A 16,836-nucleotide genomic window follows, 5' to 3' on the forward strand; every position below is an offset into this window, starting at 1 on the left:
CTCAAAGACCTATATAAATTTAAATGTAGTTAAAAAAAACACCCCATTGTAGGGGTGTCTTTTTAATAATTCAATGTAGTTTTAGTAGATAGTAGACTAATGCCTATCTTACCAACCAGTAACTTCTTTTAACTTGTCGCCAAGTTTAGATGGGTCACGTGTGTACGCGATACCAGCATCTTCAAACGCTTTGAATTTCTCTTCAGCAGTACCTTGACCACCAGAGATGATAGCGCCAGCATGACCCATACGCTTGCCTTCTGGAGCGGTAACACCAGCGATATAACCAACAACTGGCTTAGTCACATGGTCTTTGATGTAAGCAGCTGCTTCTTCTTCAGCAGTACCACCGATCTCACCGATTAGGATGATAGCTTCAGTTTGTGGATCAGCTTCGAATAGTTTCAATGCGTCAATCTGGTTCATACCAGGGATAGGATCACCACCGATGCCGATACAAGTTGACTGACCAAAACCAAGCTTAGTTGTCTGAGCTACGGCTTCATAAGTCAATGTACCAGAGCGTGAGATGATACCCACTTTACCTGGCTGATGGATATGGCCTGGCATGATACCGATTTTGCACTGACCTGGAGTAATAACGCCTGGGCAGTTAGGACCAACCAAACGTACGTCACCAGCTTCTTCAAGATAGCGTTTTGCTTTTAGCATATCGATAGTCGGTACGCCTTCAGTGATCACAACGATCAACTTAACGCCAGCATCGATTGCTTCAACGATAGAGTCTAGTACAAATGGTGCTGGTACGTAGATAACAGAAGCGTCAGCTTGAGTCGCTTCCATGGCTTCCGCCATGGTGTTGAATACTGGTAGGCCTAGGTGCGTTTGACCGCCTTTACCTGGAGTCACACCACCAACTACTTTTGTACCATATTCGATGGCTTGTTCAGAATGGAACGTACCATTTTTACCAGTAAAACCTTGTACCAATACTTTGGTATCTTTATCGATTAATACACTCATTATATTTTCCTTGTATTCGGTTGTCTTGTAACAGCGGTCTTTATAACTATCATTATCAAATTTTGATAACCAATCTTTATTATAAGAACCACTATTACGATTTGACTACTATGCTTAAGCGTTTATCTCTAAACACTTATATTTAAAGACTTACGCTTTAACAGCATCGACAATTTTTTGAGCCGCGTCAGATAAACCTTGAGCTGAAATCAATTTCAAACCAGACTCTTCTAGGATTTGCGCGCCTAACTCAGCGTTGTTACCTTCTAAACGAACAACAACTGGTACTTGTACGTCAACTTCTTTGATAGCAGCGATAATAGCTTCTGCAATCATGTCACAACGTACGATACCGCCGAAGATGTTGATTAGAACGCCTTCAACACTGCTGTCTTCTAAGATAATTTTGAACGCTTCAACAACGCGATCTTTAGTTGCGCCGCCGCCAACGTCCAAGAAGTTAGCAGGCTTGCCGCCATACAATTTGATGATGTCCATGGTCGCCATTGCAAGACCAGCACCGTTAACCATACAACCGATGTTACCTTCTAGAGCAACATAGTTTAGGTCAAATTCAGCAGCTTTAAGCTCACGCTCATTTTCTTGAGTTTTGTCTTGTAGCGCTGCGATTTTTGGCAAACGATATAGTGCGTTTGAGTCGATACCGATTTTGCCATCAACACAAACGATTTCGCCATTTTCACGAACAGCTAATGGGTTGATTTCCATTAGAGCAAAGTCGTTTTCAACGAATGCCTTATAAGCGCCAGTCATCAATTTAACGAACTGGTTGATTTGCTTGCCTTCTAGACCAAGTTTGAACGCAACGTCGCGCGCTTGGAAAGGCATCAAACCAACTAAAGGATCAACATGTACTTTAAAGATTTTTTCTGGTGTCTCGTTTGCTACTTCTTCAATATCTACACCACCTTCGGTAGATGCCATGAAGGTTACACGACGAGTCGCACGATCAACGACTGCACCAAGATATAGCTCAGTTTGTACTGGGTACATATCTTCTGCAACTAATACGAAGTTTACTGGCTGACCATCAGCATCAGTTTGGAACGTTACTAGGTTAGTACCGATCAGCTCTTCAGCAACTTGCTTAGCTTCTTCACGAGTTTTAACTAGCTTTACACCACCAGCTTTACCGCGACCACCAGCATGTACTTGCGCTTTAATGACCGCAATGTCAGTTGGGGTTTTATCAAAAGCTGCAGCAGCTTCTTCGCCGTTATGAGCGATGATGCCTTCTTGAATTGGCAAACCGTAGCTTTTTAATAGCTCTTTTGCTTGATACTCATGTAAATTCATTGATTGTATCCTTTATTTTTTACAATTAATAAAAAGTGAAATCAAGTGCGCACATATACATATGAATCATACGTCTGACGCACTCATGATTGTGGCATCACCAAAATAGCGACACCCCAATCAGGTTGTAAATCGATAATAACTAAACGAGCAACGACTTATTTCTTACGTTTTTTGCGCTGGATAGCGTGGATAGCACGGCCATCTGCAGATAGAGCAGCTTCATGCACTGCTTCTGAAATAGTTGGATGAGCAAATGTCATCAACTGTAGATCTTCGATGCTAGAGACAAATTCCATCGCGATCATACCTTGATGGACGATATCACCAGCACCAGCAGCGATAGCATGCATACCTAATAGACGATCTGTTTTTGCATCAGCAACTACTTTCACAGAACCTTGCGCTTCACTTTGCGCTAATGCACGACCGTTAGCAGCTAGGTTGAAAGAACCTGTTTTAACTTCATAGCCAGCTTCTTCGGCTTCTTGCTCAGTCAAACCTACCCATGCGATTTCTGGGTGAGTATAAATGACATTGATGATAGTGTCATAGTTAACTTGAGGTTTTTCGCCATGAATACGCTCAACAGCCATCATGCCTTCTTCCATAGCTTTATGCGCAAGCATAGGACCACGGACCAAATCACCGATAGCATAAACGCCATCAAGATTGGTTTTGCACTGGTCATTGACATCGATAAGGCCACGTTCAGTCAACGTGATGCCACTATCATCGCCAAGCAGTTTTTCAGAATAAGCGCGACGACCAACACAAACGATTAGCTTATCAAAGCTCTCCTCGCTCGATTCGCCTTTACTTTCACTAGTGACGACAACTTGGTCACCTTGTACTTCAGCATTGGTTACTTTGGTATCGACACGGATATCAAGGCCTTGCTTCTTCAGCATTTTGCCAGCTTCTTTTGAGATGTCTTTGTCAGCAGCAGCTAAGAAACTAGGAAGTGCTTCATATACGACGACCTCGCTACCTAGACGACGCCATACAGAACCAAGCTCAAGACCGATAACACCAGCACCAATAACGCCTAGACGCTTAGGGACTGAGGTGAAATCAAGTGCGCCAGTTGAATCAACAATGCGGTCACCGTCAGTTTTGGCAACCGGAATCTCGATAGGCACAGAACCTGCCGCAAGAATGACATTCTTAGCAGTGATCGTCATTTCGCTTTCGTCTTCTAGAGCAGTAAATTTGACTTTTTTGTCAGCGCCTTTACCGTCGACCAATGTACCCCAGCCTTGTAGCCAGTCAACACCATTGCCTTTTAGCAACGCTGCAACACCACCAGTCAACTGCTTAACAATGCCTTCTTTACGCTCTATCATTTTTTCGATATTGATAGCAACGTCACCAGTACTGATACCGTGCTCGTCAAGGTCATGTTTAGTAGCTTCGTAACGATGTGAGCTGTCAAGTAAGGCTTTTGATGGGATACAACCAACGTTTAAGCAAGTACCGCCAAGTGCTGGCTCGCCTTTATAAACACGCTTTTCGATACAAGCAACACTCATACCGAGCTGGCCTGCACGAATAGCTGCTTCGTAACCACCAGGACCGCCGCCGATGACGACTAAATCATAATTGTCTTTCATAGTACGTTCCTATTTTTAATTGTATGTGTCATTTAAACTGGTTGTTATCTCGCTGATAGATCAGCGTTATCTACACTGAACAGTTAATACACTATATCAATGAGATAGACTCACTCATCGATAATCGATAGCAAGTCACCATTATTAAATTTATTTAAATACAGTTATCAGCGCATCAAGTGATCACTGATTTATAAAAATCATTATCTATACCAAAGTTAAAAAGCTTGTATCAGCGGTTGCCAATACAAGCTTAAAAGCTTACAGGTCTAGTAGTAGCATTGCAGGGTCTTCGACCAACTCTTTGATAGTTACCAAGAACTGTACGGCTTCTTTACCATCGATCATACGATGGTCATAAGATAATGCTAAGTACATCATTGGTAAGATTTCAACTTTGCCATCGACAGCCATTGGGCGGTCATTGATAGCGTGCATACCTAGGATAGCAGTTTGTGGTGGGTTCAAGATAGGTGTTGACATCAATGAACCAAATACACCACCGTTAGAGATAGTGAAAGTACCGCCAGTCATATCTTCTAGGCCAAGTTTACCTTGCTGTGCTTTACCGCCAAACTCACGGATTGTGCTTTCAACGTCAGCCATGCTCATGCGATCAGTATCACGTAATACTGGAACAACCAAGCCGCGATCTGAAGATACTGCTACACCGATATCATAAAAACCATGATAAACAATGTCATCGCCATCTAGTGAAGCGTTTACTGCTGGGAAGCGTTTCAATGCTTCTGTCGCTGCTTTTACGAATAACGACATAAAGCCTAAACGTACGCCATGACGTTTTTCAAACTTCTCTTTGTACTTAGCGCGCATGTCCATCAATGGCTTCATGTTCACTTCGTTAAACGTCGTCAACATCGCAGTATCTTGTGATGCTGATAATAGACGCTCAGCAACACGCTTACGAAGACGAGTCATTGGAACACGTTTTTCAGTACGCTCACCCATCGATTCAGCAACTGGACGGCCGCTATCAGACTTGATACTGCTGTCTGATTTCAATGTTGGATTAGCCATATCAGTTTTGGTTACACGACCACCGCGGCCACTACCTTCAACTTCTTTAGGATCTACGCCTGACTCTTTTGCTGCTTTACGAACTGCTGGGCTTTGATCTTTATGATCAGCTTCGCCTTTCTTATCTGTTGCTTGAACAGGCTCGCCACCATCAGCAGCTTGTTTTGCTTGAACTGGCGCAGCTGGTTGGTCTGGATCTACTGCTGGCGCTTCTTCTGCGCTAGCACCAGCACTTGCACCGGCTTCAAACTGAGCGATAAGCTCATCAGACAATACAGTATCGTCAACTTGCTTTACGATTTTGGTCAATACACCATCATCAGGTGCTACAACTTCTAATACAACTTTATCAGTTTCAATTTCAGCCAATAGGTCATCACGATTAACTTGTTGACCTTCAGTGACATGCCACTCAACGATTGTGCCATCGGCAACCGATTCTGGAAAAACGGGGGCTTTGATGTCAGCCATCGATATACTCCTTAGATTTGGATATTCATACTTATTATTAAGTCGTGATAGGCAGCCGGTAATCTTTTAATAACTTTGCTTATATTTTATTAAAAAACACTGACTGTCATCGCCTGATTCATTTATATTCTATAATCTTTTGATTAGGCAAGGTGTTACTGAGCTAATTCATCAACACTTATGCCAAGGCCACCAGCAATAAGTGCTTGCTGTTGTTGAGCATGCAGTTTCGGTGACCCTGTTGCAGGGGCTGCACTAGGAGGACGCGCTACTGGCTCCATGACTTTTGCTTTGGTTGGATGCGGTACGACAATACGGAACATATGCGGTGCTAAATAGTACCAAGCGCCTTGGTTTAATGGCTCTTCTTGCGTCCATACGATTTCAGTTAGGTTGCTGTATTTTTCGATTTCAGCGATTAAGCGAGTCTCTGGCAATGGATACAATTGCTCAATACGAACGATAGCCACATGATCAAGACCTAATGCGCGGCGCTGCTCTAACAAATCATAATAAACCTTACCACCACACAGAACCATACGAGTCACTTTATCTGCGTTGTGATCGTCCATCTCTGACAATACCGTCTCAAACTTACCATTCGCAAGCTCTTCTAAATTAGAAGTTGCTAGCTTATGACGTAATAAGCTCTTTGGTGACATAACGATCAGTGGCTTACGAATAGGACGTACAGCCTGACGACGTAATGCATGATAAATTTGCGCAGGAGTCGTTGGGGTAATGACCTGCATATTGTCTTCAGCACATAGCTGTAAGAAGCGCTCTAGACGTGCAGATGAATGCTCAGGGCCTTGACCTTCGAAACCATGTGGTAACAACATTGTCAAACCACAAACACGCTGCCATTTGGTCTCACCGCTTGAGATGAACTGGTCAATCACAACCTGAGCACCGTTAACGAAATCACCAAACTGTGCTTCCCAAACGATCAATGCGTTCGGTACAGTGGTCGCATAACCATATTCGAAAGCTAGTACCGCTTCTTCTGATAGCAATGAGTTATAAGTGGCAAAGCGTGCTTGATTTTCACTCAAATTAGACAACGGCACATACATGCTGCCATCATTTACATTATATATTTCACTGTGACGATGTGAGAAAGTACCACGGCCAACATCTTCACCAGTAATACGTACTAATACACCATCGTTATCGACCAATGATGCATAAGCCAATGTCTCAGCTGCACCCCAGTTAAGAGGCTCTTCGCCCGTTTGCATCGCTAGACGCTGCTCAACAACTTTTTGAACCTGACGTTGTAACTTGTAGCCTTCTGGCATTTCGGCCATACGGCGTCCATAACCTTTGAGCTTTTCGATATCAACACTGGTATCCCAGTCATCAACCAAGTCATGACCTAGATAAGGTTTCCAATCTACAAACAGCTGCTCGTTAGGCTCTTGAACCAGTGAGCTAACAACATAATCACCACGGTCTAACGACTCACGATAGTCATCTTCGTACTGTTTCTCTTCTTCGGCATTCAAGATACCTTCTGCGATAAGTTTTTGCGCATAAAGAGTACGAGTAGTTGGAAGCTTCTTAATAACAGCATACATCAATGGCTGAGTTGCAGATGGCTCATCTGCCTCGTTATGGCCATTACGACGATAGCAGAACAAATCAATGATTATGTCTTTGTCAAACTTATGACGATAATCTAATGCTAACTGAGCGGCAAATACGACTGCTTCAGGATCATCACCGTTTACATGTAGGATAGGAGCATGAACCATCTTGGCAACGTCAGTACAATATTCAGTTGAACGAACATCTTCTTGACGGCTAGTAGTAAAGCCAACTTGGTTATTGATCACGATATGCACAGTACCGCCAGTGGTATAAGCACGGGTCTGTGACATTTGGAAGGTTTCTTGGACCACACCTTGACCAGCGAAAGCAGCATCACCATGAATCACGATAGGTAATACTGAATTACCACCAGTGTTGTCTAGTAATGGCTGATCGTTACGGCGTACTTGACGGGCACGTACTGAACCTTGTAGTACTGGCGCGACAATTTCAAGATGCGATGGGTTAAATGCTAAAGCCAAATGCGCTTCGCCACCTGGTGTCATCACATTAGATGAAAAACCGTTGTGGTATTTAACGTCACCTGAGCCTTTTTCTGGCTGTACTTTACCATCAAACTCGTCAAACAAGTCTGCAGGATTTTTACCTAAGATGTTGACTAGTAGGTTTAGGCGGCCACGGTGAGCCATACCAATGACCATTTCTTTGGTGCCATAACCACCAGCACGTTGAATGATTTCATTGATCGCAGGAATGAAGCTTTCACCCCCTTCTAGACCGAAACGCTTAACACCCGTGTATTTACGAGCAAGATATTTTTCTAGACCTTCAGCAGCGGTTAAGCGCTCAAGAATAGATAAACGTTTTTCTTTATCGAATTTGATATAGCCTAGATTGGTTTCTAGGTATTCTTCCATCCAGCGTTTTTCTGTACTGGTGGTAACGTGCATATACTCGACACCGATATGGCCACAGTAAACACGTTCCATGATTTCGATGATTTCGCGCAATGTGGCTTCATCTTTACCAATAACTAAATCATTGGTTGGGAATACGGTATCGAGATCAGCTTCTGACAAATTATGATAAGCAAGCGTCAAATCTTCTACTTCTGCACGTGGATGCAAATCTAAAGGATCAAGTTTGGCACGGCGATGACCGCGACGACGATATGCTGAGATTAATTGCTGTACGCCCATCTGCTTAGGATCACAGTTGTCAGAGCTGCTAGAGTCCGTATCAGTACTGCTACTCTTATTCGCCGTTTGATTACGAGCAAGTAGTAAGAACTGATCTTTGATAGCGTTATGCTGAGCATCATTCTGCGACTTATACTGTTCAAAGTACGTTTGCCAGTCAGTATCAACACTATCAGGGTCTGTTAGGTATTGCTCGTAGAGAGCTTCTATATAGTTGGCGTTATCGGCAGCCAGTTCGGTATGTACTTGGCCAGATTTTTCTTTGGTTATACTATTCATAATAATCGTCTATTTGATAGATAAATGAATGGAATCGTGCTTATTATTGTGTCAGTCGTTGTATGCTCAGGTAGTTAGACAATGTGTCATATCCTGTTAAATACTATTCGATAAAACACTTTTATCCCTAAGTATTGCCATCACCATAGAATATTGCTGTCATTGTCTACAGGAGCAAGTGATGCTAAATAGTGGTAACAAGTCTTATTGCAATACCCGTCTAAAAATAAAACTATTTGTGAACGCTCAGTTTTCTTATCTAGCTCGTTTCACAACATTAATTTATATATACTTCTTTGAGTCATAACCAATCCATTAATGATAAGCTATTAATAGATAATTATATTTTCAGCTAACCTATAAACTGGTTATTAATGCTGAACTACCCTAAATTTGCTGATAAATTCTGCCTTTTCAGACAGACATACATTGCTGTATAGATTATCATGCCCATTTTTTTCGACATAGTTTGTTTATTCAATACTAGGTATTTATGTAATGAATATCTATCATCAATTATAAACGCATAATCATTGTGCGCATAGTATTTTAGCCTGATAATGTCATAATCTGCTCAAACGGCACATATTAAGCGCTAAAAAAGATGCTTTGATCATCTCACTAAATAACAAATACAATTATACCAAAATTCGACTATGTCTATATTTGATTATATAGGGTGATTGTCTATATATTATTTCTTCTTACATACGACCAACGTATTGACCATACAGTTTTACTCTTAAATCATTTAATACCTATTTTTCAATAGGCTAAATTCATCATATTTCTAAATGACAAGTTAGCTATAAAAAGTAGTAAATCTATATATCAGCTTTTTAACTAACAAAAACACCACCTAATATATAGGTGGTGTTTTTCGTATAGTAACTATAAAGATCCATTATTTATGCTTAACCAGCTTGGTCAATCAACATATTACGTAGATGACCAATCGCTTTGGTTGGATTCAAGCCTTTTGGACAAACCGATACACAGTTCATGATACCGCGGCAACGGAACAAGCTAAACGGATCGTCTAAGCGAGCTAAACGTGCTTGAGTATCACCGTCACGGCTATCAGCAACGAAGCGATAAGCATGCAGTAATGCTGATGGACCTAGGAACTTATCAGGGTTCCACCAGAAAGATGGGCAACTGGTTGAACAGCAAGCACATAGGATACATTCGTATAGACCGTTCAATTTTTCACGCTGTTCAGGCGACTGTAGACGCTCAGTTGGTGGTGCTGGCTGATCATTAATTAAGTATGGATGTACTTTTTCATACTGCTCATAGAACTGGTTCATATCGACAACCAAATCACGAACCACTGGCAAACCAGGTAGCGGACGAACCGTTACTTTTTCTGGTAGCGTGTTCATGTTGATTAGACATGCCAAACCGTTCTTACTATTGATGTTCATGCCGTCAGAGCCACAAATACCTTCACGGCAAGAGCGACGGAAAGTAAGCGTTTCATCTTCTTTCTTTAGGCGTAATAGTACGTCAAGCAACATACGATCTGAATCAAGTAGCTCAATCGTATAAGTTTGCATGCGTGGCGCTGCGTCCAGATCAGGATCGTAGCGATAGATTTCGATGGTGCGAGTACCTCGGCTCATAATGCTAAACTCCACACGTAGGTGATGGCGGGCATACAAAGATTGCAACATATTTGCGCTAGCTATTAATCAGTACTGATAACCAGTATCGGGTACCAATTAATAGCGTAGTAGCGCTGGCATGAGCATGTAGCTGGCGGTCACCTTTTTAATAAATTAATAAGGGATAAAACGTTAACACTGCTGTTATCTATCAACTATATATAAAGCATGCAGTCTAGAATTAGTAGACGCGGACTTTTGGTTCGATATAATCAACGGTTAATGGCACTTTACGTACTGGCTTATAAATGATGCGATTGCCTTCAGAGTACCATAAAGTATGCTTCATCCAATCGTGGTCATTACGGCCGTTAGGTGCGTAATCATCATCTTCTGGACGATCATAATCAGATACACTGTGTGCGCCGCGGCTTTCATGACGCTTCGCTGCAGATATCATTGTCGCTTTTGCTACCTCATATAAGTTAGCAACTTCGAATGCCTCAATACGTGCTGTGTTGAACACTTGTGATTTATCGCCAAGATGAATCTTGTCGATTTTTTCACCTAGCGCTAAAATCTTCTCAACGCCTTCGTCCATCATCGCTTGCGTACGGAATACACTAGCGTGTTTTTGCATCGTAGCACGAATCTCATCAGCCACGTCTTGAGCGTTATAGCCTTCAGTAGACTGTTGCAGCTTGTCTAAACGCTTCACTGTAAAGTCAAGTACGCGTGGATCAAGCGGCTTATAGTTGTGATCTGCATGGTGGAACTCATCAACGATATGCTTACCAGCTGCACGGCCAAATACCAATAGATCTAGCAGAGAGTTCGTACCTAGACGGTTAGCACCATGTACACTTACACAAGCACATTCACCGATTGCATAAAGACCTTTAACCACATTGCCTTTAGCATATAGGCCATCTTCATCAGTACCTGCTTCTAGATCCGGTACAATCACTTGACCATGAATAGTGGTTGGAATACCACCCATCATGTAGTGAATGGTTGGGATTACTGGAATTGGCTCTTTAGTGATGTCAACGTTGGCGAAGTTTTTACCAATCTCAAATACTGATGGTAGACGCTTCATGATGGTTTCAACACCTAAATGCGTCATATCCATTACGATATGGTCAGCATTAGGACCACAACCACGGCCTTCTTTGATTTCTTGGTCCATTGAACGCGATACAAGATCACGTGGTGCCAAGTCTTTTACGGTTGGTGCATAACGCTCCATGAACGCTTCGCCATCTTTATTACGCAAGATAGCACCTTCCCCGCGGCAACCTTCAGTCAATAGTACACCTGCACCATGAACACCAGTTGGGTGGAACTGCCAGAACTCCATATCTTGCAATGGAATACCAGCACGTACTGCCATGCCAATACCGTCACCAGTATTGATATAAGCATTGGTAGAAGCTGCGAAGATACGACCAGCACCACCTGTCGCTAGGACAGTAATTGGTGACTGGAATACTGCAATCGTACCCGTCTCTTGCTCAAGCGCGACAACACCGTTGATGTTGCCAGCTTCGTCTTTGATCAAATCAAGGGCAATCCACTCGATAAAGAACTCAGTGCCCTGCTCTAGGTTTTTCTGATATAGCGTATGTAATAGTGCGTGACCTGTACGGTCAGCAGCGGCACAAGCACGTTGTACTGCTTTTTCACCATAGTTAGACGTGTGACCACCGAACGGACGCTGATAAATAGTACCGTCTTCGTTACGGTCAAACGGCATGCCCATATGCTCAAGCTCATAGACTACTTTTGGCGCTTCACGGCACATATATTCGATAGCGTCTTGGTCACCTAACCAATCTGATCCTTTAACGGTATCATAAAAGTGAAAGTGCCAGTTGTCATTGCTCATGTTGCCCAAACTTGCACCGATACCACCCTGAGCGGCAACTGTGTGCGAACGCGTTGGGAATACTTTGGTAAGGACTGCAACCTTCATGCCCGCTTCTGCTAAATGCAATGAAGCACGCATACCTGAGCCACCGCCACCAACGATAACTGCATCGTAGTTTAGGGTCTTGATATTACTAATGGTATTGTCTTGTCTAGTTGCCATTACGGTTTTCCTAATGCCTGTTAATGCGTAAAAGTAAATCAAAGATTTTTTGAGACATCTCTATTACAGCTATAAAGGCTTACTATTTGGCCATTTCATACGCTTATAAAATAAGGACTCTCAATAATCGTTAACCACTTAATTTGCATATCTATCGTTATACTGAACTAAGCCTACTCAACTATAATCAGATTAGCTGATCAGTAATGCCAGTCCAATGCTATGACTATTCTTGGCTATCAACGGATGACTCTAAAATACTTTGCCAACTAATGTAGCAGTTGGATGCATCCGTCGTTATATATAGATATCAGAGCTTTTTATGAGATGGTTAAACGGCAGCGATACCGAAACCGTTACCCCAAAAAATCATGATGCCCCAAAATAGAAATACTAAAATAGCGATAATCATCAATGACTGTAGTACTAAACGTAAACCTGCTGCGCTTGAGCCCAGTTTGCCTGTTGTAATATAGTCAGTAAATACTGTCCACATCCCAACCCAAGCATGACCAGCTAGTGCAAGTACTGCAACCAAGCTGAATAGACGCATCGGTAGGCTGGTCATAAATGATGACCATTCAACGAAAGTGACATCGCCATGGGTCAAAAAGAAGCCCAGCAAAACCACACTATAAACGGCTAAAACAACAGCACTAATACGCTGAATAATCCAATCACGTGAGCCTGAACCTGTCAGACCAGTAGCACTTTTGATTCCTGAATCATTTTTTATCATTAGAACATCACCCATACAAATGACGCGACAACTAAAATCGCTGCAATCACAAAACTGACCATAGAGGCAGTGCGGCCAGATTTTAGCTCTTCGTTCATGCCCATATCAGCAAATAAATGTTTGATACCCATTACAAAATGATATGCAATGGCGGCAACAAATATCCATGCCAAAAAGCGCACAAGTACATTGTCAAATACGGTCGCAAAACTCTCAGGCGATGCCAATGAGTTCTGTAGTATCCATAACATGACAGGAATCAATAAAAATAAAATAATGCCAGAGATACGATGCAAGATAGAGGCGATCGCGATCGGTGAGCGATTAACGCTAATCACTTGGCTTAAAGGCAGATCAATAGGTCGGTTGCTTTTCACAGCGGGCATCCTTTTGCGGTTATACTCCTGTATCTGCTATCAACGCCTGACATAAATAGTGCCAATTGAGCATTGAGCAACACACGAGACGAATAAAGTAAGGAAGAGCTAGCTGACTTCGTTTAGTTTGCGCTAAATATGAAGAAAGGATCATGTATATAAAGGTATTGATAGACTGTTCAATGTCGCTTGTCGAATCGACAGGCCTATCAAACAACCTATCTATTATACAACAAAGAAAATAAACATGAGTAACATCGACTAACCAGTCTATTTTAGAGGTCGTATGAATAGTAAGACAACGTTACTATGTCTTCTATATCAGAGCAGACCTTATATTAGGCACTTGAAATCTTGTGCTAAACAAATAAAAAAGATTGGTTAAGAAGAAAGTTCAAACCATAGAATGCGGTTTGGTCTATCGTAACACCAGACAATCGTAAATAAGCATGAATAGAAGACGCTCTGAACGACACTATAACATGGTCATTTATTAATTCGCGCAAAGCTAGTGCCAGTTAATTCCTACAATTATAAAATGCCTGAGCAATAATTACAAATTTATCCATTCAGTAAGAATATATACATATTTAATCAATAAATGAATGGATAAGAATAATGCTAGTTTTGACAGGGATTTTTATGACAAACTTTAATCCGCTTACTAGGCATAGTCTGCCAGTTTTTGGTGTCATTATTTATAAGTTTTGTCTCTAAAATATATTTAAAAACCCAAAATATTGTTCCGGTAATGCTGCTATAAACTTGCTCAAAAACAGAGGAATTTTAAGCAAAATAACCTGACAGACATATTTTGATACAAAAATTACAGCGAATAACCACCGCCACACCGCGCCAATTGGACACATGGTCCATAAAAGTTTTTTCAAATCATCAAGAATTGCTGCTAATATACCCTGCGTACTAAATGAGTTGAATGCACTTTTACCGTTCAACCGACAATGACGCGAGGGTATGCGTCTGTAGTAATTTATTCTAACAAGTCAAACCAATGGAGAGCAATTTATGGCTGATACTAATGCCAAACTAACCGTGAATGGTGAAGAATACGAACTTCCTATTATTAAAGGTACTTTAGGGCGCCCAGTTATCGATATTGCTGCTTTACAAGAATCAGGATTTTGGTCTTATGACCCTGGTTTTAAAGTAACTGCTCCTGTTGAATCAAAGATTACTTATATTGATGGTGGCAAAGGCGAGTTATTACACCGCGGCTACCCTATCGACGAGCTAGCGAACAACGCTGAATACCTAGAAGTTGCTTATGCACTTCTACATGGTGACCTACCTACTGCTGAGCAAAAAGCAGACTTTTTTGAAAAAATCCGCGAGCATACTGCTGTTCATGATCAATTGCGTAAATTCTTTGAAGGCTTCCGCCGCGACGCGCATCCAATGGCTATTATGGTTGGTGTTGTTGGTGCCTTATCAGCGTTCTATCATGAAGACCTAGACGTAAGCAATGAAGAACATCGCGAAATCACAGCGATTCGTTTGATTGCTAAGATGCCTACGCTTGCTGCGATGAGTTATAAATACTCACAAGGCGAACCGTTCATGTATCCGCGTAACGACTTTAACTACGCAGAAAACTTCTTATACATGATGTTTGCAACACCTGCTGACGTAGACTACGAGAAAAACGACGTTATCACTCGCGCAATGGACAAAATCTTTACTTTGCACGCTGACCATGAGCAAAACGCTTCTACGTCAACGGTACGTTTAGCTGGTTCTACTGGTGCAAACCCTTATGCGTGTATCGCTGCTGGTATCGCAGCCCTTTGGGGACCATCACATGGCGGCGCGAACGAAGCTGTTCTTGAGATGCTAGATGAAATCGGTACTGTTGAGAACGTGCCTGAATTCATGGAAAAAGTGAAGAGCCGTGAAGTGAAGCTAATGGGCTTTGGTCACCGTGTTTACAAAAACTTCGATCCACGCGCTCAAGTAATGAAAGAGACTTGTGATGAAGTACTAGAAGCACTAGGTATCAACGATCCTAAACTTGAATTGGCGATGGCACTAGAGAAAATTGCGTTAGAAGATCCGTTCTTCATCGAGCGTAACTTATATCCAAACGTTGATTTCTACTCTGGTATCATTTTGAAAGCTATCGGTATCCCAACGTCTATGTTTACCGTAATCTTTGCATTGGCTCGTACTTCAGGTTGGATCAGCCATTGGTTAGAAATGCACAGTGCACCGTTCAAAATCGGTCGTCCACGTCAGTTATACACTGGTGAAACGCGCCGTGATTTTGTAAAAGTTGAAGATCGCAAGTAAGCAAAAATAATCGTTATCCAATAAAAAATCCCGCCATCGTGCGGGATTTTTTATTGTCTTAACTCTCGTTATTTGATATTGATTGTTTTATGAGAAATGATTAATTCAATCAGTTCATAAAAATATAGTCAGTTACTGAAACTCTTTTAACGTTTGCTCATATTTGGCAATCTGCTCATCGTATCCTTCGATAGTTTCGTTGAACTTAGCCATTAGCGCTTCAAACTCTTGTTGCTGCTTCTGCTTCATTTGCTGCATATCAACCACTTGTTGGGCTTCTATTTGTTCCCATACCTGATGCTGAATGATCAAACGGGCAAGTGCCGGACTTTTTGCACTCACTCTGCCAGCAATCTCTGCATGCTCAAATAACTGCGGCACCAACGTCGCTATATTGATTAATGTATCAGAATCCTCTGCACTGAGCGGTGTTGTCACCGGTTGATATAAAGCGTCCATAGTTTGCTGATAGCGTTCTATGATTTGGTCCTCGGTCAACATAACAGGTTTACGCGGCTCAAGACTGATGCGTTTTAAAACAGTTAAATCACGCTCACCAACTTCAGTGCTAGTATTGACGTCAACCTCTGCATCTACATTTGGATTGCTGTCTATCGGGGCGATATTGATATTCGATGACACCACTTCTTCAGGACTGGTAGCGCTAGTATTTGCGTTAGGAGCGGTATTATCGATCGCTACTTCGTTATTACTATCTGTATTTTCACTATTATTAGTATTCAGTAATAAAAGCTCCTCACTGTCTGACGCATCTGCCGCTTGCAATGACTCATACTCTGCTTGCAATCGTCTCTGTAAACTTTGCGCCTGTGCGACATATATCGGTTGAAATTGTTTTATGCGCGCAGCAGCTGAGTCACTTTTTGGTATAGGCCGACTGTCTTCTACGCTTGTTTTTTCACTGGTTTGACTGTCATCAGCTACAGGCGATGTGTCAGACTGCTGACAGCCTGTCAAAAACAATACTCCTGACAGTGCGGCTAAAAGCAAAGTCGGTGGGTAGCGGGTATCAACATTAGGCTTTACTGACAAAAATTTAAACATGAGAGTGCATATCCTTTGGTAAAGCAAAATTATTAAAGGGTAAATTACAATTACGGTTCATTGTTTTTTGATTTTTAGCAATACAATTAACTGTTAAATCGTCCAATATAGTTATCCAGTATTCATTCAACTGACCTGTATCTCAATTGCTATATAGTTTAATCGTTCTATAGCTCGGTTAGGACTTCTCATAA

At 41.9% G+C, this 16,836-nt stretch carries 11 protein-coding genes; 1 reads left to right on the forward strand and 10 read right to left on the reverse strand.

All coding sequences use genetic code 11. The annotated features are described in order from the left end of the window. Positions 1 to 108: 108 nt before the first annotated feature. The 9 genes from sucD to sdhC form a co-directional block, all read right to left on the reverse strand. The gene (gene sucD / locus I3254_RS08610; protein ID WP_101204626.1) at positions 109 to 984 is read right to left on the reverse strand and encodes a succinate--CoA ligase subunit alpha; all 876 of its coding nucleotides are present in this window, start codon (positions 982 to 984) and stop codon (positions 109 to 111) included. A gap of 150 nt (positions 985 to 1,134) precedes the next feature. Then, positions 1,135 to 2,301, reverse strand: a complete 1,167-nt coding sequence (sucC, locus tag I3254_RS08615; RefSeq protein ID WP_114701391.1) for an ADP-forming succinate--CoA ligase subunit beta — start codon at positions 2,299 to 2,301, stop codon at positions 1,135 to 1,137. 158 nt (positions 2,302 to 2,459) lie between these two features. Next, positions 2,460 to 3,914, reverse strand: coding sequence for a dihydrolipoyl dehydrogenase (lpdA, locus tag I3254_RS08620; RefSeq protein WP_238052546.1), 1,455 nt, complete (start codon positions 3,912 to 3,914; stop codon positions 2,460 to 2,462). 261 nt (positions 3,915 to 4,175) lie between these two features. Continuing rightward, positions 4,176 to 5,423, reverse strand: coding sequence for a 2-oxoglutarate dehydrogenase complex dihydrolipoyllysine-residue succinyltransferase (gene odhB / locus I3254_RS08625; protein ID WP_101204629.1), 1,248 nt, complete (start codon positions 5,421 to 5,423; stop codon positions 4,176 to 4,178). A gap of 155 nt (positions 5,424 to 5,578) precedes the next feature. Beyond that, a complete protein-coding gene (locus tag I3254_RS08630) occupies positions 5,579 to 8,455 on the reverse strand; it encodes a 2-oxoglutarate dehydrogenase E1 component (protein ID WP_238052547.1) in 2,877 nt (958 codons plus the stop codon). A gap of 914 nt (positions 8,456 to 9,369) precedes the next feature. Then, positions 9,370 to 10,080: a succinate dehydrogenase iron-sulfur subunit gene (locus tag I3254_RS08635; RefSeq protein ID WP_238052561.1), complete on the reverse strand. Its 711-nt coding sequence runs from the start codon at positions 10,078 to 10,080 to the stop codon at positions 9,370 to 9,372. A 223-nt stretch (positions 10,081 to 10,303) separates the two neighbouring features. Then, positions 10,304 to 12,154: a succinate dehydrogenase flavoprotein subunit gene (gene sdhA / locus I3254_RS08640; RefSeq protein ID WP_057757857.1), complete on the reverse strand. Its 1,851-nt coding sequence runs from the start codon at positions 12,152 to 12,154 to the stop codon at positions 10,304 to 10,306. A 331-nt stretch (positions 12,155 to 12,485) separates the two neighbouring features. Then, positions 12,486 to 12,890: a succinate dehydrogenase, hydrophobic membrane anchor protein gene (gene sdhD, locus I3254_RS08645; RefSeq protein ID WP_057762261.1), complete on the reverse strand. Its 405-nt coding sequence runs from the start codon at positions 12,888 to 12,890 to the stop codon at positions 12,486 to 12,488. A gap of 2 nt (positions 12,891 to 12,892) precedes the next feature. Continuing rightward, positions 12,893 to 13,279: a succinate dehydrogenase, cytochrome b556 subunit gene (gene sdhC, locus I3254_RS08650; protein ID WP_082624524.1), complete on the reverse strand. Its 387-nt coding sequence runs from the start codon at positions 13,277 to 13,279 to the stop codon at positions 12,893 to 12,895. A 1,017-nt stretch (positions 13,280 to 14,296) separates the two neighbouring features. On the opposite strand from sdhC, the gene gltA reads away from it, so the two are divergent. Next, positions 14,297 to 15,577 carry a citrate synthase gene (gene gltA / locus I3254_RS08655; protein WP_102078275.1) on the forward strand — a complete coding sequence of 427 codons (1,281 nt, stop codon included), beginning with the start codon at positions 14,297 to 14,299 and terminating at the stop codon, positions 15,575 to 15,577. A 132-nt stretch (positions 15,578 to 15,709) separates the two neighbouring features. Here the strand turns inward: gltA and I3254_RS08660 are convergent, their stop codons facing one another. After that, entirely contained in the window at positions 15,710 to 16,642 is a 933-nt protein-coding gene (locus I3254_RS08660) for a hypothetical protein (protein WP_238052548.1), read from the reverse strand. Positions 16,643 to 16,836 lie beyond the last annotated feature (194 nt).

Source organism: Psychrobacter sp. Ps2, assembly GCF_022129405.1.
GTDB lineage: Bacteria > Pseudomonadota > Gammaproteobacteria > Pseudomonadales > Moraxellaceae > Psychrobacter.

Coding starts and splice junctions, on each gene's coding strand:
- sucD (WP_101204626.1), bottom strand. CDS start 984: ATGAGTGTATTAATCGATAAAGATACCAAAGTATTGGTACAAGGTTTT.
- sucC (WP_114701391.1), bottom strand. CDS start 2,301: ATGAATTTACATGAGTATCAAGCAAAAGAGCTATTAAAAAGCTACGGT.
- lpdA (WP_238052546.1), bottom strand. CDS start 3,914: ATGAAAGACAATTATGATTTAGTCGTCATCGGCGGCGGTCCTGGTGGT.
- odhB (WP_101204629.1), bottom strand. CDS start 5,423: ATGGCTGACATCAAAGCCCCCGTTTTTCCAGAATCGGTTGCCGATGGC.
- I3254_RS08630 (WP_238052547.1), bottom strand. CDS start 8,455: ATGAATAGTATAACCAAAGAAAAATCTGGCCAAGTACATACCGAACTG.
- I3254_RS08635 (WP_238052561.1), bottom strand. CDS start 10,080: ATGAGCCGAGGTACTCGCACCATCGAAATCTATCGCTACGATCCTGAT.
- sdhA (WP_057757857.1), bottom strand. CDS start 12,154: ATGGCAACTAGACAAGACAATACCATTAGTAATATCAAGACCCTAAAC.
- sdhC (WP_082624524.1), bottom strand. CDS start 13,279: ATGCCCGCTGTGAAAAGCAACCGACCTATTGATCTGCCTTTAAGCCAA.
- gltA (WP_102078275.1), top strand. CDS start 14,297: ATGGCTGATACTAATGCCAAACTAACCGTGAATGGTGAAGAATACGAA.
- I3254_RS08660 (WP_238052548.1), bottom strand. CDS start 16,642: ATGTTTAAATTTTTGTCAGTAAAGCCTAATGTTGATACCCGCTACCCA.